At 63.2% G+C, this 17,655-nt stretch carries 19 protein-coding genes; 16 read left to right on the forward strand and 3 right to left on the reverse strand.

Going from position 1 to position 17,655, the window contains the following annotated elements; all coding sequences use genetic code 11:
- The first annotated feature begins 134 nt into the window (after positions 1–134).
- The 11 genes from LB558_RS03295 to LB558_RS03345 all read left to right on the forward strand — a co-directional run bounded on the left by LB558_RS03295 (position 135) and on the right by LB558_RS03345 (position 11,035).
- On the forward strand, positions 135–1,439 hold the full coding sequence (locus LB558_RS03295) for an SAM-dependent methyltransferase (protein WP_224696178.1): 1,305 nt from the start codon (positions 135–137) through the stop codon (positions 1,437–1,439).
- A 67-nt stretch (positions 1,440–1,506) separates the two neighbouring features.
- Complete coding sequence (locus LB558_RS03300; protein WP_224696179.1) at positions 1,507–1,830, forward strand: YnfA family protein; 324 nt, start codon at positions 1,507–1,509, stop codon at positions 1,828–1,830.
- Between the two features lies 1 nt (position 1,831).
- Positions 1,832–2,803, forward strand: a complete 972-nt coding sequence (locus LB558_RS03305) for a small ribosomal subunit Rsm22 family protein (RefSeq protein ID WP_224696180.1) — start codon at positions 1,832–1,834, stop codon at positions 2,801–2,803.
- A gap of 141 nt (positions 2,804–2,944) precedes the next feature.
- Positions 2,945–3,433 carry a DUF1428 domain-containing protein gene (locus LB558_RS03310; RefSeq protein ID WP_224696181.1) on the forward strand — a complete coding sequence of 163 codons (489 nt, stop codon included), beginning with the start codon at positions 2,945–2,947 and terminating at the stop codon, positions 3,431–3,433.
- Between the two features lie 226 nt (positions 3,434–3,659).
- A complete protein-coding gene (locus LB558_RS03315; RefSeq protein WP_127261333.1) occupies positions 3,660–5,150 on the forward strand; it encodes a replicative DNA helicase in 1,491 nt (496 codons plus the stop codon).
- A 57-nt stretch (positions 5,151–5,207) separates the two neighbouring features.
- On the forward strand, positions 5,208–6,611 hold the full coding sequence (gene radA / locus LB558_RS03320; RefSeq protein WP_013532526.1) for a DNA repair protein RadA: 1,404 nt from the start codon (positions 5,208–5,210) through the stop codon (positions 6,609–6,611).
- A 64-nt stretch (positions 6,612–6,675) separates the two neighbouring features.
- Positions 6,676–7,335, forward strand: coding sequence for a CvpA family protein (locus tag LB558_RS03325; RefSeq protein ID WP_127289277.1), 660 nt, complete (start codon positions 6,676–6,678; stop codon positions 7,333–7,335).
- 104 nt (positions 7,336–7,439) lie between these two features.
- Entirely contained in the window at positions 7,440–8,909 is a 1,470-nt protein-coding gene (purF, locus tag LB558_RS03330; RefSeq protein WP_013532528.1) for an amidophosphoribosyltransferase, read from the forward strand.
- A 219-nt stretch (positions 8,910–9,128) separates the two neighbouring features.
- Complete coding sequence (locus LB558_RS03335) at positions 9,129–9,869, forward strand: SDR family NAD(P)-dependent oxidoreductase (protein WP_224696182.1); 741 nt, start codon at positions 9,129–9,131, stop codon at positions 9,867–9,869.
- A 134-nt stretch (positions 9,870–10,003) separates the two neighbouring features.
- Positions 10,004–10,645, forward strand: a complete 642-nt coding sequence (locus tag LB558_RS03340; RefSeq protein WP_224696183.1) for a hypothetical protein — start codon at positions 10,004–10,006, stop codon at positions 10,643–10,645.
- A 168-nt stretch (positions 10,646–10,813) separates the two neighbouring features.
- Positions 10,814–11,035 (forward strand): hypothetical protein, encoded by a 222-nt coding sequence (locus LB558_RS03345; protein ID WP_013532531.1) that lies wholly within the window; start codon positions 10,814–10,816, stop codon positions 11,033–11,035.
- A 3-nt stretch (positions 11,036–11,038) separates the two neighbouring features.
- Here LB558_RS03345 and LB558_RS03350 read toward each other — a convergent pair whose 3' ends face one another.
- On the reverse strand, positions 11,039–11,545 hold the full coding sequence (locus tag LB558_RS03350) for an OsmC family protein (protein WP_127261329.1): 507 nt from the start codon (positions 11,543–11,545) through the stop codon (positions 11,039–11,041).
- 203 nt (positions 11,546–11,748) lie between these two features.
- Here LB558_RS03350 and aguA point away from each other — a divergent pair, with 203 nt between their 5' ends.
- Both aguA and LB558_RS03360 read left to right on the forward strand, forming a co-directional pair.
- On the forward strand, positions 11,749–12,855 hold the full coding sequence (aguA, locus tag LB558_RS03355; RefSeq protein ID WP_224696184.1) for an agmatine deiminase: 1,107 nt from the start codon (positions 11,749–11,751) through the stop codon (positions 12,853–12,855).
- A 45-nt stretch (positions 12,856–12,900) separates the two neighbouring features.
- The gene (locus tag LB558_RS03360) at positions 12,901–13,995 is read left to right on the forward strand and encodes a polyamine ABC transporter substrate-binding protein (RefSeq protein WP_224696185.1); all 1,095 of its coding nucleotides are present in this window, start codon (positions 12,901–12,903) and stop codon (positions 13,993–13,995) included.
- Positions 13,996–14,079: 84 nt separating this feature from the next.
- Here the strand turns inward: LB558_RS03360 and LB558_RS03365 are convergent, their stop codons facing one another.
- Both LB558_RS03365 and LB558_RS03370 read right to left on the reverse strand, forming a co-directional pair.
- Positions 14,080–14,319: a response regulator transcription factor gene (locus tag LB558_RS03365; RefSeq protein ID WP_224696186.1), complete on the reverse strand. Its 240-nt coding sequence runs from the start codon at positions 14,317–14,319 to the stop codon at positions 14,080–14,082.
- Positions 14,256–14,828 carry a hypothetical protein gene (locus LB558_RS03370; protein ID WP_224696187.1) on the reverse strand — a complete coding sequence of 191 codons (573 nt, stop codon included), beginning with the start codon at positions 14,826–14,828 and terminating at the stop codon, positions 14,256–14,258. Before LB558_RS03370 ends, LB558_RS03365 begins: the two co-directional genes overlap by 64 nt.
- Positions 14,829–15,046: 218 nt before the next feature.
- On the opposite strand from LB558_RS03370, the gene LB558_RS03375 reads away from it, so the two are divergent.
- The 3 genes from LB558_RS03375 to LB558_RS03385 all read left to right on the forward strand — a co-directional run bounded on the left by LB558_RS03375 (position 15,047) and on the right by LB558_RS03385 (position 17,629).
- Entirely contained in the window at positions 15,047–15,730 is a 684-nt protein-coding gene (locus LB558_RS03375) for a S10 family serine carboxypeptidase-like protein (RefSeq protein ID WP_224696188.1), read from the forward strand.
- Positions 15,709–16,563: a hypothetical protein gene (locus LB558_RS03380; RefSeq protein ID WP_224696189.1), complete on the forward strand. Its 855-nt coding sequence runs from the start codon at positions 15,709–15,711 to the stop codon at positions 16,561–16,563. The genes LB558_RS03375 and LB558_RS03380 overlap by 22 nt, the downstream gene beginning before the upstream one ends.
- 178 nt (positions 16,564–16,741) lie before the next feature.
- Positions 16,742–17,629 carry a DMT family transporter gene (locus LB558_RS03385; RefSeq protein WP_224696190.1) on the forward strand — a complete coding sequence of 296 codons (888 nt, stop codon included), beginning with the start codon at positions 16,742–16,744 and terminating at the stop codon, positions 17,627–17,629.
- The last annotated feature ends 26 nt before the right edge of the window (positions 17,630–17,655 follow it).

Genomic DNA, 17,655 nt, shown 5'->3' on the forward strand with positions numbered 1-17,655 from the left:
GCGTCGCGCGTCCTTTGGCCGCGCAAAGCACGCTGTGCAATTATGGTTCGGTGCAAGACCTCCGGCGAAATCGATCCCGATTTTCGCGGTTACGCGCCAAGGCAGCCTGTCTGGCCGAGAGGGGACATTTGGTCATGAATATTCTGTTGAAGCGCGTTCTCGACCGCCTGGTGCGCACCGGAAATCTTAGAGTAACCGGCCCCAAGGGCACGGCGGTGGTTTTCGGGGACGGGACCGGCGAACCGGTGCACATGCACATCAAGACCGCTCATGCCGAGCGAGCCATCACCTTCGATCCGATGCTGGCTGTGCCTGAAGCCTACATGGACGGCGAACTCGACATTCTCGAAGGCGGCGTGCTGGGCGTGATGCGCATCGCCTTCCAGAACATGGGCAGCGGCGGCATCGACGCCACCTGGTCAAAGGCCATCGAAGGCCTGCGCCACGCCTTCCGCCGGCTGCAGCAGATCAACACCGCCTCGCGCTCGCGGCGCAACGTGCAGCGGCACTACGATCTGTCGGGCGACCTCTACCGGCTCTTCCTCGACGAGGACATGCAATATTCCTGCGCCTATTTCGAGCAGCCGGACATGACGCTCGACGAAGCGCAGGCCGCCAAGAAACGCCACATAGCCGCCAAGCTGCGGCTGAAGGCTGGCCAGACCGTGCTCGACATCGGCTCCGGCTGGGGCGGACTTGGCCTCTACCTCGCCAAGGCGTTCGACGTCGACGTGCAGGGCGTGACGCTGTCGACCGAGCAGCATGGCGTCGCCACCGACCGGGCGCATGCGCAAGGGCTGGAAAGCCGCGTGCATTTCGAGCTCAAGGACTACCGCGAACTCAACGAGCGTTTCGATCGCATCGTCTCGGTCGGCATGTTCGAGCATGTCGGCGTCAACCACTACCGCACCTTCTTCGACAAGAGCGCGACGCTGCTCAAGCCCGATGGCGTCATGCTGTTGCACACGATCGGCCGTTCCGGCGTGCCGTGGGCGACCAGCGCCTTCATCCGCAAATACATCTTCCCAGGCGGCTACATCCCGTCGCTCTCGGAAGTCATGCCGGCGATCGAGAAGTCGGGCCTGGTCGTCACCGACGTCGAGATCCTGCGGCTCCACTATGCCGACACGCTGAAGCACTGGGGCGAGCGCTTCGCTGCCAACCGCGATAAGGCCAAGGCGATCTATGACGAGCGCTTCTGCCGCATGTGGGAATTCTATCTCGCGGCCTCGGAAGCCGCCTTCCGCTGGCAGGATCTGGTGATCTTCCAGATCCAGATCGCCAAGAAGAACGATACGCTGCCGATGACACGCGACTACATGGCCAAATGCGAAAAAGCGCTCGAGATGCGCGATATGGGGCATCGTGAAACGGCTCCCGTCAAAAAGAGTCCGACCGCCAAGCCGGCTCGCCGCCGCAAGGTTGCCGACCAGGAATAGCATTGCCGCTTGCCATTGCCGGCGCCTGCACTGAAAAAGGTCCCGTGACCGTTGCGGGACCTTTTTCATGACCTTTGTCCTCTATGCCGCCGCCGCTCTGGCCGAGATCGCCGGCTGCTTTTCATTCTGGGCCTGGTGGCGGTTGGAAAAGTCGCCGCTGTGGCTGCTCCCCGGCCTCGCTTCGCTTGCCCTGTTTGGCTTCCTGCTGGCGCTGGTCGACACGTCAGCCGCCGGTCGCGCCTACGCCGCCTATGGCGGTATCTACATCGCGGCGTCGCTTGGCTGGCTGTGGCTGGTGGAGGGCGTTCGCCCCGACCGCTGGGATCTTGCCGGTGCCGCGCTCTGCATTGCCGGTGCTTCGGTGATCCTTCTCGTCCCGCGGGGCGCGTGAGATGGAGTTGCCGGCCTCCCTTCGCCAAGGTGTCGAGCGTCTGCTCGAAAACGTTCCGCTGGCGGTCCTCAAGCAAGCGGCAAAAACACTGTCCGACCGTTATCGTGCCGAGTTGCGTGACGGCCGTTTGCACATGGCCGCGGACCTGGCGGTGAAAGCCTATCTGGCGACGCGGCTGCCGGCGACCTATGCCGCGATCCGCGCCAGCCTCGACGCGCTGAGCAACGCAAAGCCCAGCTTTCAACCCAGGAGCCTGCTCGATGTCGGTGCCGGCCCTGGCACGGTGCTTTGGGCCACGACGGATCAGTGGCCCGATCTCGAACAGGCGGTGCTGTTCGAAGCCAGCGCGGCGGTGCGCAAGGTCGGCGAGACGCTTGCCGCCGGGGCGATTACCGCCCAGACGAGGTGGCTGGCGGGTGATGCCACCATCGACCTTGCCGACCTCAAGCCGGCCGATCTGGTCACTTGCGCCTATGTGCTGGACGAAATTGCCCCGGCGTCTTTGCCGAAGCTCATCGACCGGCTCTGGCAACTCACTGGCGACACGCTCCTGATCGTCGAGCCGGGCACCCCCGCCGGCTGGCAGCGCATCCTTGCCGTGCGCCGGCAGCTTATCGAGGCGGGCGCGCATGTGCTTGCGCCTTGCCCGCATCAGGCGCCCTGCCCGCTCGCCGCGCCCGACTGGTGTCACTTTTCCCGCCGCGTCGCCCGCTCGCGCCTGCACCGGCTGGCCAAGGACGCCGACGTGCCGTGGGAAGACGAGAAGTTCATCTATGTCGCGGCTTCTCGCGACGGACCCACATCACGCCAGGCGCGGGTTCTTGCGCCGCCGAAGTCCGGTTCCGGCAAGGTTCTGCTCAAGCTTTGCCGAGACGACGGCACTGCCGCCGAGCGCTTGTTCACCAAGCGCGACGGCGCCGACTTCAAGCTGGCCCGGCGGTTGGACTGGGGCGACAGGCTGGCTTCCGAATAGGCAGTAGTGGCGTTTGCGACCGCGCCGAAGAAAAATTTCGGAGCGATGTCGAATCCAGGCCGTGCCGTTCGACCATTGGCGTTCTCGGACCTTCGAGACGCCAAGAATGTCAGACGGCATCAAGCCAACAGGAGAAACGCAATGAGCTATATCGCAGGATTTGTCGCCGCGGTGCCCGCCGCCCACAAGGAAGCCTATCGCAGGCATGTCGCCAAGGCGACATCGGTGCTGAAGGAGTTCGGCACCACCCGCATGGTCGAAGGATGGGGCGACGACGTACCCGGCGGCAAGATCACCGACTTCAGAGGCGCCGTAAAGGCAAAGCCGGATGAAGTCATCACCTTTTCGTGGCACGAATACGCGGACAAGGCGGCGGCGGACGCGGCCTATCAGGCGATGATGAGCGACCCGCGCATGCGCGACGGCCCGCAGGCCGGACTGGCGGCAATTGAAGCGGTCATGGCACAGGGCGGGCTGGACGGCTACCATCTGGCGCATGCGGCGCGGGCCGATATGCAGCGCAGGCTTGGCTTGACCGAAGCGGCAAAGACCTCCTACCGGCGGGCGCTCGAGTTGAGCCGGCAACCGGCGGAGCGCCGGTTTATCGAGGCGCGCCTCAATCAGCTTTGAACCGGAGTGCGGGCCAGGAAACCAGCGCTTGTTTTCCTGTTTTGTTCTCCCTATAGACGCGATACATTCGTCTTTCGATTCGAGTCAATTGTGATTCTTTCCACCGAAAAATCTTGGCTGTGAATCGCGGGTATCAAAGCTCATTGGACAGGCACTGGTGCAGATAAGTCAGCATGGACTTGTCACGGTCTGATATCGAGAAGCCGGGATCGAAATCGGGGACATCATGGCAGAAGCAGCGCGAAAATTCGGCGTGGCGGAAACACCGCTTTATCGTGAAGCGCCCAACAATATCGAGGCCGAGCAGGCGCTGCTCGGCGCCATCCTCGTCAACAACGACGCCTTCTATCGCGTCTCGGACTTCCTCAAGGCCAGCCACTTCTACGAGCCGCTGCACCGCAAGATCTTCGAGGTGGCGTCTGAGTTCATCCGCATGGGCAAGGTCGCCACGCCGATCACGCTGAAAACCTTCCTGCCGGCCGACGAGAAGGTCGGCGACATGACGATGGCGCAATATGTCGTGCGGCTGGCGGTCGAGGCTGTGACCGTCGTCAACGCCACCGACTATGGCCGCGCCATCTATGACCTTGCGACGCGCCGCGCGCTGATCACCGTCGGCGAAGACATGGTCAACATCGCCTATGACGCGCCGGTCGACATGGCGCCCGGCGAACAGATCGAGGATGCCGAGCGGCGGCTGTTCGAGCTGGCCGAAAACGGCCGCTACGATGGCGGTTTCGAAAGCTTTTCCGATGCGTTGAAGAATGCCGTCGACATGGCCAGCGCGGCCTATATGCGCGATGGCCACCTGTCCGGCATTGCCACCGGCCTGCGCGATCTCGACCACCGCATGGGCGGCCTGCAGCCTTCGGATTTGATTATCATCGCCGGCCGCCCGGGCATGGGCAAGACGTCGCTGGCCACCAACATCGCCTACAACATCGCTGCCGCCTATGAGCCTGCCCAACAGGCCGACGGCTCCGTCAAGGCGGCCAATGGCGGCGTCGTCGGCTTCTTCTCGCTCGAAATGTCGTCCGAGCAGCTGGCCACCCGCATCATCTCCGAGCAGACCGAGATCCCATCGTCGAAAATCCGGCGCGGCGATTTGACGGAAGCCGATTTCGGCAAGCTCGTCGCCTACACGCAGGAGAACCACAAGCGCCCGCTCTACATCGACCAGACGGGTGGCATCTCGATCGCCCAGCTCGCGGCGCGCGCCCGCCGGCTCAAGCGCCAGCGCGGGCTGGACCTGATGGTCATCGACTATATCCAGCTGATGCAGGGCTCGTCCGCAAAGGCGTCGCAGAACCGCGTCCAGGAAATCACCGAGATCACCACCGGACTGAAGGCGCTCGGCAAGGAACTTGGCGTGCCGATCATCGCGCTTTCACAGCTCTCGCGTCAGGTCGAAAGCCGCGACGACAAACATCCTCAGCTGTCCGACCTGCGCGAATCGGGCTCGATCGAGCAGGACGCCGACGTCGTGCTGTTCGTGTACCGCGAGGAATATTACATCAAGAACAAGGAGCCGGAGAAAGGCACGCCCGAGCATCTCGCCTGGGAGACGAAGATGATCGAGGTCCAGGGCAAGGCCGAAGTGATCATCGCCAAGCAGCGCCATGGCCCGACCGGCACCGTCAGCCTTGCCTTCCAGGGCGAGTTCACCCGCTTCTCCGACCTTGCCGAGGAGCATCATCTGCCGGAAAGGTTCGAGTAGCTTTTTGACCTACCCCAGCCCACCTCGCCCAGGCCATTTTCAAGCAGCATCCTTCTGATGGCCAAATCCCGGGTCCAATTCATCTGCCAGAGTTGCGGATCGGTGCATCAGCGCTGGGCCGGCAAATGCGATGCCTGCGGCGAATGGAACACGCTGGTCGAGGAAGGCACGTCCGGCGGCATCGGCTCAGGACCAGCCAACACGCGCAACGCCCGCAAGGGCCGCGCGGTGGTGCTGACCACGCTGTCGGGCGATATCGAGGACGCGCCACGCATCATCTCGGGCATTGGCGAACTCGACCGTGCCACCGGCGGCGGTTTCGTGCGCGGCTCGGCGCTGCTGGTCGGCGGCGACCCCGGCATCGGCAAGTCGACCCTGCTCACCCAGGCGGCCGCGGCGCTGGCATCAAAAGGCCACCGCATCGTCTATGTCTCAGGCGAAGAGGCGGTCGCGCAGATCAGGCTGCGGGCGCAGCGGCTTGGCGTCGCCTCTTCTCCGGTGGAACTTGCCGCCGAAACCAATGTCGAGGACATTCTGGCGACGATCGCCGACGGCAAGCGGCCTGATCTCGTCATCCTGGATTCGATCCAGACGCTGTGGACCGACCTTGCCGATTCGGCGCCGGGCACTGTTACCCAGGTGCGCGCCGCCGCCCAGGCGATGATCCGCTATGCGAAATCCACAGGCGCGGCGATCGTGCTGGTCGGCCACGTCACCAAGGAAGGCCAGATCGCCGGGCCGCGCGTCGTCGAGCACATGGTCGACGCCGTGCTCTACTTCGAAGGCGAAGGCGGCCACCACTACCGCATCCTGCGTACGGTGAAGAACCGTTTTGGACCGACCGACGAGATCGGCGTCTTCGAAATGTCGGACAAGGGCCTGCGCGAGGTCGCCAATCCGTCCGAGCTTTTCCTTGGCGAACGCCATGCCAAATCGCCGGGGGCGGCGGTTTTCGCCGGCATGGAGGGGACAAGGCCGGTGCTGGTCGAGATCCAGGCACTGGTCGCACCCTCCTCGCTCGGGACGCCGCGCCGCGCCGTCGTCGGCTGGGACGGCGCCCGGCTGTCGATGATCCTGGCGGTTCTCGAAGCCCATTGCGGGGTGCGCTTCGGCAGCCACGATGTCTACCTCAATGTCGCCGGAGGCTACCGGATATCGGAGCCTGCGGCCGATCTGGCAGTGGCTGCCGCCCTGGTTTCCTCGCTCACCGGTCTTGCCCTTCCCGCCGATTGCGTCTATTTCGGCGAAATCAGCCTTTCGGGCGCCGTGAGGCCGGTTGCGCATGCGCAACAGCGCCTCAAGGAAGCCGAAAAGCTGGGTTTTGGAAGCGCGGTTCTGCCCTCGGGCAGCGGGGAACTGGCCGGGGGGATCGGGGCCGGTTCTTTCCAGCCGACCGAGCTTGCCGACCTCGTGGCACGCATAGCCGGCTCACGCCGAAGCCGCGTGGACGAAGAAGACTAGAGCATCGGACCCAGAGCCCCGATGCTCCGCGTTATAATGCGGCTCATGGAGTGGGGCGAAAGACATGCCGATTACGCTGCTTGACGGAATTCTCGTCGGCTTCACTCTGGTCTCGGCGATGCTCGCCATGGTTCGCGGCTTCTCGCGCGAAGTCCTGTCCGTCGTCTCCTGGGCAGCGGCGGCAGCTGCGGCGTTCTTCTTCTACAAGCCGGTTGTGCCTTACCTCGCGCCCTACATCGAGAATGAAAAGGTCGCCATGGCGGCGGCCGCCGGCGTGGTCTTCATCATCGCGTTGATCGTCGTCTCGGTCATCACCATGAAGCTCGCCGACTGGATCATCGATTCCAGGATCGGCGCACTCGATCGTACGCTGGGTTTCCTTTACGGCGCCGCGCGCGGTATCCTGGTCGTTGCCGTCGCCCTGCTGTTCTTCAACTGGCTGGCAGGCGCCAAGGCACCAGCCTGGGTCACGGAGGCCAAGTCGCGGCCGCTGCTCGAACAGATCGGCGCCAAGCTCGAAAGCCTGCTGCCCGAGGATCCGGAAAACGCGATCCTCAAGAAGCTCAATCCCAATCAGCCGGCCGCCGAGACGCCAGCTGCTCCGGACGCACCGGCGGCGGATGCTCCGGCGGGCGGCGACGATGCCAACACGCCGGCGCCTGACGACAATGACGCAACACCACCGGCGAACAACGCTCCGGCACCGGCGGCACCGGCAAACTGACGCCGAAAACGGCGTCAGTATCTGACGATGGTGTGAACGACCGCACGGCCCGCGTTGCTTTCGGCGCGAACCCGCATTATATGGCGATTTTAGCGGAGCTTAAGATGGCAGACGCAGACGACGTGCTTTCCGCCGAGGCCGACGACCATTTCCACGACGAATGCGGTGTGTTCGGCATTTTCGGCCGGCAGGACGCCGCGGCAATCGTTACATTGGGCCTGCATGCGCTGCAGCATCGCGGCCAGGAAGCGGCCGGCATCGTTTCCTATGACGGCAGCCAGTTCCATGTCGAACGCCATGTCGGCCTGATCGGCGACACCTTCACCAAGCAGCGCGTCATCGACAGCCTGCAAGGCAACCGCGCCATTGGCCATACGCGCTACGCCACCACCGGCGGTGCCGGCATGCGCAACATCCAGCCCTTTTTCGCCGAATTGGCCGATGGCGGCTTCGCCGTCGCCCACAACGGCAATCTGACCAACGCCATGACCGTGCAGCGCGCGCTGCAGAAGCAAGGCGCGATCTTCTCCTCCACCTCCGATACCGAGACGCTTTTGCACCTCGTCGCCACCAGCAAGGAGCGCGATTTGAACTCGCGTTTCATCGATGCTGTGCGGCAGGTCGAGGGCGCCTTCTCGCTGGTGGCGATGACGGCCAAGAAGATGATCGGCTGCCGCGATCCGCTCGGCATCCGGCCGCTGGTGCTCGGCGATCTCGACGGCGCCTGGATCCTGGCCTCCGAAACCTGCGCGCTCGACATCATCGGCGCGCGTTTCGTTCGCGACCTGAAGCCCGGCGAGATGGTCGTCGTCACGTCCAAGGGCATCGAGAGCCTGTTCCCCTTCGAGCCGCAGAAGACCCGCTTCTGCATCTTCGAATATGTCTATTTCGCGCGGCCGGATTCCTCCGTCGAAGGCCGCAACGTCTATGAGGTGCGTAAGCGTATCGGCGCCGAGCTGGCGGTCGAAAGCCCGGTCGAGGCCGACATCGTCGTGCCGGTGCCGGATTCGGGCACGCCGGCGGCGATCGGCTTCAGCCAGGCGGCCGGCATTCCCTTTGAGCTCGGCATCATCCGCAATCACTATGTCGGCCGCACCTTCATCCAGCCGGGCGATTCGATCCGCCACATGGGCGTCAAGCTGAAGCACAATGCCAACCGCCGCATGATCGAGGGCAAGCGCGTGGTGCTGGTCGACGACAGTATCGTACGCGGCACCACCAGCCAGAAGATCGTGCAGATGGTGCGCGACGCCGGCGCCAAGGAGGTGCATATGCGCATCGCCTCACCGCCGACGCGCGCCTCCTGCTTCTACGGTGTCGACACGCCGGAGAAATCGAAGCTCCTGGCATCGCGCATGTCGATCGAGGAGATGGCCGAGTTCATTCGCGTCGATTCGCTCGGCTTCCTCACCATTGACGGGCTCTACCGCGCGGTCGGCGAGGCCAGCCGCGACAACGACCAGCCGCAATTCTGCGATGCCTGCTTCACCGGCCAGTATCCAACCCGCCTGCTCGACTTCGAAGGCCACGACAATGTGCGCACGCTGTCGCTGCTGGCGACAAGCGGGACGTAGGGTGCTGGTTTATCAGTTGCCTTCGCCAGTTTACCCCCCTCTGTCCTGCCGGACATCTCCCCCTCAAGGGGGGAGATCGGCTGAACTATCGACTTTCGCCAATCGCCAAGGCTGCAAAGCCAGAGCCAACTTCGGCGAAGTCCAATCTCCCCCCTTGAGGGGGAGATGCCCGGCAGGGCAGAGGGGGGTGTTTCACGCCGACCTCACGGAAATTCTCGCATGACCCTCGACCTTACCGGCCGCGTTGCAGTCGTCACCGGCGCCTCGCGCGGCATCGGCTATTTCATTGCCAAGGAATTGGCTGCCGCCGGCGCGCATGTCATTGCGGTGGCGCGCACCGTCGGAGGACTGGAAGAGCTCGACGACCAGATCAAGGCGGCCGGCGGCCAGGCGACACTGGTGCCGCTCGACCTCACCGACATGGCCGGCATCGACCGCCTGGGCGGCGCCATCCACGAACGCTGGGGCAAGCTCGACATTCTCGTCGCCAATGCCGGCGTTCTCGGCGTCATTTCGCCGATCGGTCATGTCGAAGCAAAAACCTTCGAGAAGGTGATGACCATCAACGTCACCTCGACCTGGCGGCTGATCCGCTCGGTCGACCCTCTACTGCGGCTTTCCGATGCTGGACGAGCGATCATCCTGTCTTCCAACGCAGCGCACTCGGCGCGTGCCTTCTGGGCGCCCTACGCGGCCTCCAAGGCCGCGGTGGAGACGATGATGCGCTCCTGGGCGCATGAGACGCAGAGCCTGCCGCTCCGGGTCAACGCCGCCGACCCCGGCGCCACCCGCACCGCCATGCGGGCCCAGGCAGTGCCGGGCGAAGATCCCGAGACGTTGCCGCACCCCGCCGAGATCGCCAAACGCATCGTACCGCTGGCCAGCCCGGAGCTGAAAGAGACCGGATTGATCTTCCAGGCCAAGCACAATCGCTTCGTCGCCTACAGGCAGCCGGAATAAACCTGAACTTTTTTGACGCATGTCGGTTTCCCAAAAACCGCTGCACACTTTTAGGCGACATGCGTAGGGATTAAACAGGCCTCCCGCAACGTTTCTTCTGACGTAACCCGTCGAAGACCAACCGGAGGACCGACATGCGTAAACTGCTTCTCGTTGCCACCACCGCCGTCACGGCCGCCCTCGCCGCCACAGTCGGCGCAGCCCTCTCGCAAGATGCCAAGATGAGCTTCTTCGTCACCAGTGTCGGTTCCGGCAAGGGCGCCGACCTCGGCGGCCTCAAGGGCGCCGACGCGCATTGCGCATCGCTGGCGGAAGCCGCGGGTGTCACCGGCAAGAATTGGGCTGCCTATCTGTCGACCAGCGACACCGACGCGCGCGACCGCATCGGCAAGGGGCCGTGGGTGAACGCCAAGGGCGTCAAGATCGCTGACGACGTCGCCTCGTTGCACAGCGATGCCAACGGCATCACCAAGCAGACGGCGCTCGACGAGAAAGGCGAAGTGGTCAACGGCCGCGGCGACACGCCGAACCGCCACGACGTGCTGACCGGCTCCAAGCCCGACGGCACCAAGATCGCCGAGCAGACCTGCGGCGACTGGACGATGAGCGGGGCGGAAGGCGCCGCTATGATGGGCCATCATGACCGCACGGGCCTCGACGATTCGGCAGCCGCCAAATCCTGGAATTCCTCGCACGCCTCGCGCGGCGGCTGCAGCCAGGAGGCGCTGAAGGGCACCGGGGGCGACGGCTTGTTCTATTGTTTTGCCACCAACTGAGCCGATTGCGCTTCGAAATCGGGCTGGGAAACCCGCCGTCACATCACGCGGCTGTGATGTGACGGCGGGAAGCTATGCGGCGGTCATGCTTTCGTCATTTCCATGGAGTTGGTAGGGTCACAGCGACTCCCACAACAAGCGCCCAACTGGCAGAACAAGGAAATCCCCATGGCTACGACCGCAGCAGCGTTGGTCTGGTATCTGGTAATCGCCGGCCCGCAGGGCGGCATGGTCGTGCTGCCCAGCACCTTCGACAAGCGCGAACAGTGCACCGCCGCCATCACCGAATATCAGAAGCAGCCGACACCGGCCGGCTGGTCGGTGCAATGCGTGCCGAGCGCCTCGCCCTTCACTGACGAGGGCGACGCCGAAGAACCGTCAGCACAGTAAGCGTCAGCGGCGTGCGCTCACCGTCAGCTCCGGCTTCTGGCTGATGGTCTGGAATACCACGCAATAACGCTCGGTCAGCTTCAGCAGCGAGTCTATCCGCTCCTGCGGCTCATCGGTGTCGAGGTTAAAATAGAGCCGGATGGCGCGAAAGCCGACCGGTGCATCCTTGGCGACACCGAGCGTGCCTCGAAAATCGAGATCGCCTTCGGCCTCCACCGTGGCGGCGCCGAGCTTGAACTCGAGCGCCGTCGCCACCGCCTTCAGCGTCACCCCGGCGCAAGCGACCAGCGCCTCCAGCAGCATGTCGCCCGAGCAGAGCTCAAGACCTGAACCGCCTGTTGCCGGATGCAGGCCGGCGATGGCGAGCGCCCTGCCCGTCTCCACCTTGCAGGCAACCGACTGGTCGTCGATCGAGCCCTTGGCGCGAAGCGTGATCAGGGCCTGCGAAGCATCGTCACGATATGCCTGCTTCAGCGGCGCCTGCATGGCCTTCAGTTCGGTAGCATCCATCCGCGTTCCCCTTTCGTCGACTGCTTGCGTCACCGGCATATGCCGTCCGGTCGAGATTTGCGCCGATCACCATGGGAAGGCAATGCCGTTCCGCAACGGGAGACAGCCGCCAACACCGACATCCCAAATGGGACATTGACGGACAAGGTCCCAAAAACGTCTGATCCGGGCAAGTCATCACTCCATTTCCCGGCGGTCCCCAGATGCCCCGTACCCTCTCGACAAGGCCGAAACAGGATGGATTTCGCGCGCCCGGCGAATTCGAACCCAAATCAGGCTGCTGGATGATCTGGCCGGAGCGACCGGACACCTGGCGCCTCGGCGCCAAGCCCGCGCAAAAGCTGTTCGTGGATGTCGCCGCGGCGATCGCGCAAAGCGAGCCGGTGACGGTGGCGGCCTCTGCTCGGCAGTGGCAGAATGCCAGGGCGCGATTGCCCGGCCATGTGCGTGTCGTGGAGATGTCCACCAACGATTCCTGGCTGCGCGACAGCGGTCCCAACTTCGTCGTCAACGATCAAGGCGACGTGCGTGGCGTCGATTGGATCTTCAACGCCTATGGCGGTTTTGACGGCGGCCTCTACGCGCCATGGGACCTCGATGATCTGGCAGCGCAAAAAGTGCTCGAAATCGAGAACATGGAGCGCTATCGCGCACCGCTGGTCGCCGAGGGTGGCGGGTTGCAATGTGATGGCCAAGGTACGCTCATCACCACGGAGCAATGCCTGCTCAACCGAAATCGCAACGCTCATCTCGGCAAGGCCGAGGTAGAACGCCAGCTTGGCGACTATCTCGGCGTCGACACCATCATCTGGCTGCCACGCGGCTTTGCCTTCGACGAGACCGACGGCCATGTCGACGACGTCTGCTGCTTCGTGCGCCCCGGCGTGGTCGTGCTGAGCTGGACCGACAATCGGGACGACCCACAATATGAGATCGTGCGCGAAGCCGAGGCGGTGTTGCGTTCGGCCCGTGATGCGCGTGGCCGCGCGCTGGAAGTTCACCGGCTGCCCCACCCCTTGCCGATCGAGATGACGCCGGAAGAAAGCGACAGCGTGGACCGGCTGGATTCGACCTGGGCGCGACCGGCCGGAAACCGGATCGCGGCGAGCTACATCAACTACTATCCGGGCAACAGCGTCGTGGTGGTACCGCAGTTCGGCTGCGATCTCGATGTGAAGGCCAAGCAGACTCTGGCCGAGTTGTTTCCCGATCACCGAATAGTCGGCATCGAAAACTCGCGCGAGATCCTGCTCGGCGGCGGCAATGTCGCCTGCATCACCTTGCCGGTCTATGCCCCGCAACGGCGTTGAGGGACGGGGCATGACAAAAACAGATAGCGAAAACGGAGGACATTTATGCGCACTCTGATCTTCTCAACCCTGCTTGCGTGCGGCATCTGCGCAAATGCGGCTTCGGCTGACGAGGAAAAGATCGTCAACGTCTACAACTGGTCCGACTACATCGCGCCTGACACGGCCGAGAAATTCGAGAAGGAGACGGGAATCAAGGTTCGTTACGACGTCTATGACGGCAACGAGGTGCTTGAAACCAAGCTGCTCACCGGTGGCTCCGGATATGATGTGGTCTACCCTTCAGCCTATCCGTTCCTGAAGAACCAGGTGAAAGCAGGGGCTTTCCTGGAACTCGACAAATCGAAGCTTGCGAACCATTCGAAGATCGATCCGCAAGCCCTCGCCCTGATCGCCGGCGCCGATCCACAGAACCTGCATGCCGTGCCCTATATGGCGGTCACCGACGGCATTGGCTACAATGTCGCCGCGGTGAAGCAGCGGCTGCCGGACGCGCCGACGGATTCCTTCGCCATGGTCTTCGACGTCGATGTGGTCAAGAAGCTGTCCGATTGCGGCGTGGCTATCATCGATGCACCGGCTGAAGTCATCCCGATGGCGATGAACTATCTTCACATCAACCCCAAATCGACCAGTCCTGACGACCTCGCCAAGGTCGAGGAGCTGATGGGCAAGGTGCGACCCTACATCCGCTATTTCCACTCGTCGAAATACATCAATGACCTCGCCAACGGCGACATCTGCGTGGTGTTGGGCTGGTCGGGCGACATACTTCAGGCAAGGACCCGTGCGGCGGAATCCGTGAAGAAGCTGGAGATCGCCTATTCCATCCCCAGAGAAGGCACGCTCATCAACTTCGATACGATGGCGGTGCCGAAGGATGCGCCGCATCCCGACAACGCCCAGGCCTGGATCAACTTCAATCTGCGGCCCGATATCGCCGCGGCCAATTCCAGCTACGTCTCCTACGCCAATGCGATACCGGAGTCCCTGCCGCTGATGGACAAGGCCATAGCCAGCGACCCCGGCGTCTTTCCGCCTGATGCCGTGAAGGCCAAGCTGTTCGTGGTGGACAACAACGACCCAAAGCTGCTGCGATCACAAAACCGCATGTGGACGCGCATCGTGACGGGACAATAGAGCAATTCCAGGAAAAGTGCGCAGCGGTTTTCCGTCCGGAATTGCGTCAAAACAAAAAGATAGAGCCGGCGGAGGCCGTCAGGCTCAAGCGGCTTCGCGGATGGCCGCCAGCAACTCGACCTGGGAGTGCACGCCGAGCTTGCGATAGATCTGCTTGATGTGGTTGCGGACGGTCCCGGGCGAGATGGCGAGGCTTCGCGAAATGCTCTTGGCGTTGCCGCCCTCGACCAGATGCCGCGCAATCTCGGTCTCGCGCCTGCTCAGCCGCGAGCGAGCGTCACCGATTGCGGCGCCCTTGTGCCGGAAGCGGCACAGATGAAGCAATCTTTCCAAAATGAGCCTTGTCGCGCTGCTTGCCGCGCAAGCCGTTGCCAGATCCTGATCGCAAACGGTTCTGCCCCGTTTCGCCTGAGAAAAGTGACATAGCCAGCGGTCAGCCCGTCAAGATTGAACACGCCGGTGATCTCGTCGAAGCTGTCCGAGGGACCATAGAATTCGCTATAGTAGGGGGTGTGCTGGAAGTCGCCATTGCGAAGAGCCGATAGCGGCAACAGGAAATCCTGCCTTGTGCTGGCGAACCTCTGGAAGAACGGATCCTGGCGATAGATGTGGGCGTCGTAGTCGCGGTTCCAATGATCGGGGCCGGCATCATCGATGGTCAGGGACGTGATATCGCGATGGTAGAAGCCGACATAGACGCGATCTGAACCAACCAGCCCGCTCGCCGCCGCCGTAAAGCGAGCCGACAATTCCTCGGGCGTCGCTGCCATGGCTGCAGCAGCGACACCGCCGCTCCAGCGTCCAAACTGATCGAGGGAAACGTTCGACTGCATTCCGGCTCACACTAAGCATGATGCCGAAAAGTGTGAAGCGGTTTTCGGACGACATCATGCTCAATCTCTTTGATTAGAGCCGGATTCAGATTTCAGGTCGATTCGACCTGAAATCAGCCGGCTCTAGCGCAAGCCGTTGCAAGTTCAAAACAGCCATTTCCTTTTGACTTCGACCCTCTCGACCATACCTATGCGGAAGTTGTTGTCGCGGAGCCATCATGCCGGTCAAATTGAAACTGATCTGCCTTATCCTGCCGATGCTCGCCGCCCTGGCGCAGCCCGTCCTGGCTGAAACAGCGGAGCGGCCGGCGCCCTCGGGCGGCGTGCTGTCCCTGCTGCCGCCGCCGCAGACCACCAACCATTCGATCACGCTGGCCGGGCGCAAGCTGGATTACCAGGCAAAGGCGGCGACACTGTCGCTGCTATCGGGCAAGGGCGACGTCACGGCGGAGATCTTCTACGTCGCCTACACGCTGGAGCCGCCGGCAAGCGGGGCCAAAGACCCTCAGCGGCCGATCACCTTCGTGTTCAACGGCGGCCCTGGAGCAGCGTCCGCCTATCTGCATATCGGCGCACTCGGTCCACGGATAATCGCGACGGGAGCCGACGGCGAATTCCTGCCGTCACCGCAAAGACTGATCGACAATCCGGACAGCTGGCTCGACATGACCGATCTCGTCTTCGTCGATCCGGTGGGAACCGGCTATAGCCGTGAGGCACCGGGGCAGGACACGCGCGATTTCTGGGCGTCAACCAGGATGCCAGCTCGATTGGCGCCTTCATCCGGCTCTATCTCTCGCAGAACGGCCGCACCGGGTCGCCGCTGTTCCTCGCCGGCGAAAGCTATGGCGGGTTCCGCGCGGCGCTGCTCGCCAGGACATTGCAGGAAGATATCGGCATAGGTCCGAGCGGCATCGTGCTGATCTCGCCGGCGCTGGAGTTCACGCTGGTGCAGCCCGACGAATTCGAGCCGCTGCATTGGGCGCTCGAACTGCCTTCCCTGGCGGCGGTGCGCCTACGCGCCGAAGGCGTCAGCGGCGATGCTTTGCGGGAGAAGCTGGCAGACGTCGAACATTATGCGATGGGCGATTACCTCACGGCAATCACCAGCGGACTGGAGCAAGGCAGGCGGCTGGCCAGCCAACGCGTGGCTGACATCACCGGCCTGCCGCTCGACCTGGTGCAGCGGAACTCCGCCCGCATCCCGACCGGCCTGTTCGCAAGGGAGTTCGCCCGTGCCAGCGGCAAGGTGCTCAGCCCCTATGACGCCTCGATCGGTACGGCCGACATCGCGCCCGAGAGCGCCCGCATCGCCGGCCCGGATCCAGTGCTCGACCGCAGCGTACCGGCGCTGACGTCGGCGTTCGTCGGCTATATCAGCGACGAACTGCATTTTCGCACCGATGTCAGCTATCGGCTGCTCAATGGCGAAATCAGCCACAATTGGGATTACGGGACCGGCCCCTCGCGGCAGGGCTATGCCGGGGTGATGGACGATCTGCAGCGAGCACGCTCGCTGAACCCTTCGCTCGGCGTCGTGATCGTCAACGGCTACACCGACCTGGTGACACCTTACCTCGCCTCGCGCTACCTGGTGAACCAGATCCCGTCGCTCACCAATGCCAAGCCGATCCGTCTCGATGTCGTCGAGGGCGGGCACATGATGTATTTCAGATCCGACGGTCGGCGCGCGCTGAAAGAAGCCGCTTCGGAACTTTATCAGGCGACGCAATAGGCTTGGCGACAGTGCAACTCGCCATGGACCCCTGCCCCAACATAAGCACCGAACTGGCGTAGCGCCGCAGCGGTTTTCGCCCGTATAGCTTGGTGTCAAGGGAGCTGAATTCACAGCTCCCTTGTGTCGCTCCTCATAGCATTTCTGCCGCTCCGGCAATTTTGGTCCCACGCGCCCAATGGCCGATATCGCCATTCTCGAAACACGCGAGCGAGTTCTTGCAGGCATCCTGCTGACCGGTGCGGCCTATCTCCTGTTTTCGACGCAGGACGCTTCGATCAAGCTGTTGGTCGTCGGCATGAGCGTCTGGCAGATCATGTTCTTCCGCAGCATCACCATTCTGGGTGCGTGCGCGGCGATCGGCGGACGACAGTTGTTTGCCGACACGATGCGCTCGCCGATCGTGCGGCCGATGCTGGTGCGCAGTGCCTTCACGCTTGCTGCGTGGCTCTGTTACTACAACGCCGCGCGCAGCCTGCAGCTCGCCGAACTGACCACCGTCTATTACGCGGCCCCGATCATTGTCACCGTGCTTTCGGTGTTCCTGCTCGGCGAAAAGGTGCCGATGCTGCGCTGGCTGGCGGTGCTGATCGGCTTTGCCGGCGTATTCATCGCTTGCGATCCTACCCATCTCGGCTTGTCCGTGCCGGTGCTGCTGGTGCTGGCGGCCGCCTTCTTGTGGGGCATCGCCATCGTGCTCTTGCGCAAAACCGCCCTTGCCGAACGCTCGATGATCCAGCTCCTGCTCAACAATTTCTATTTTCTGCTGTTTTCGGCGGCGCCGGCATTGTTGTGGTGGCAGACACCGGACTGGACCCAGTTGCTGCTGCTTGCCAGCGTCGGCGCGCTCGGCGGCCTCGCGCAATATCTTCTCTTCGAAGGCATGAAGCGAACCCCAGCCTCGGTCCTCGCACCACTGGAATACACCTCGCTGTTGTGGGCATTCGCACTCGGCTTTGCGATCTGGGGCGACGTGCCGCGTCGCGAGGTGTTCCTGGGCGCTGCGCTGATCGTCGCCGCCGGCCTGTTGATCGTCGGCACCGAGCATTTCCGCAAACGGCTATGATGTGCGTGGCCATGATTGCTGACACT

The organism is Mesorhizobium sp. CO1-1-8 (assembly GCF_020164875.1).
Lineage (GTDB): Bacteria > Pseudomonadota > Alphaproteobacteria > Rhizobiales > Rhizobiaceae > Mesorhizobium.

Excerpts from the sequence above, each read along its gene's own strand:
- LB558_RS03340 (WP_224696183.1), top strand. The coding sequence starts at position 10,004 with ATGCGTAAACTGCTTCTCGTTGCCACCACCGCCGTCACGGCCGCCCTC.
- LB558_RS03360 (WP_224696185.1), top strand. The coding sequence starts at position 12,901 with ATGCGCACTCTGATCTTCTCAACCCTGCTTGCGTGCGGCATCTGCGCA.
- LB558_RS03300 (WP_224696179.1), top strand. The coding sequence starts at position 1,507 with ATGACCTTTGTCCTCTATGCCGCCGCCGCTCTGGCCGAGATCGCCGGC.
- LB558_RS03310 (WP_224696181.1), top strand. The coding sequence starts at position 2,945 with ATGAGCTATATCGCAGGATTTGTCGCCGCGGTGCCCGCCGCCCACAAG.
- LB558_RS03385 (WP_224696190.1), top strand. The coding sequence starts at position 16,742 with ATGGCCGATATCGCCATTCTCGAAACACGCGAGCGAGTTCTTGCAGGC.
- LB558_RS03370 (WP_224696187.1), bottom strand. The coding sequence starts at position 14,828 with ATGCAGTCGAACGTTTCCCTCGATCAGTTTGGACGCTGGAGCGGCGGT.
- LB558_RS03345 (WP_013532531.1), top strand. The coding sequence starts at position 10,814 with ATGGCTACGACCGCAGCAGCGTTGGTCTGGTATCTGGTAATCGCCGGC.
- radA (WP_013532526.1), top strand. The coding sequence starts at position 5,208 with ATGGCCAAATCCCGGGTCCAATTCATCTGCCAGAGTTGCGGATCGGTG.
- LB558_RS03325 (WP_127289277.1), top strand. The coding sequence starts at position 6,676 with ATGCCGATTACGCTGCTTGACGGAATTCTCGTCGGCTTCACTCTGGTC.
- LB558_RS03295 (WP_224696178.1), top strand. The coding sequence starts at position 135 with ATGAATATTCTGTTGAAGCGCGTTCTCGACCGCCTGGTGCGCACCGGA.
- LB558_RS03315 (WP_127261333.1), top strand. The coding sequence starts at position 3,660 with ATGGCAGAAGCAGCGCGAAAATTCGGCGTGGCGGAAACACCGCTTTAT.
- LB558_RS03335 (WP_224696182.1), top strand. The coding sequence starts at position 9,129 with ATGACCCTCGACCTTACCGGCCGCGTTGCAGTCGTCACCGGCGCCTCG.
- LB558_RS03375 (WP_224696188.1), top strand. The coding sequence starts at position 15,047 with ATGCCGGTCAAATTGAAACTGATCTGCCTTATCCTGCCGATGCTCGCC.
- purF (WP_013532528.1), top strand. The coding sequence starts at position 7,440 with ATGGCAGACGCAGACGACGTGCTTTCCGCCGAGGCCGACGACCATTTC.
- LB558_RS03305 (WP_224696180.1), top strand. The coding sequence starts at position 1,832 with ATGGAGTTGCCGGCCTCCCTTCGCCAAGGTGTCGAGCGTCTGCTCGAA.
- LB558_RS03350 (WP_127261329.1), bottom strand. The coding sequence starts at position 11,545 with ATGGATGCTACCGAACTGAAGGCCATGCAGGCGCCGCTGAAGCAGGCA.
- aguA (WP_224696184.1), top strand. The coding sequence starts at position 11,749 with ATGCCCCGTACCCTCTCGACAAGGCCGAAACAGGATGGATTTCGCGCG.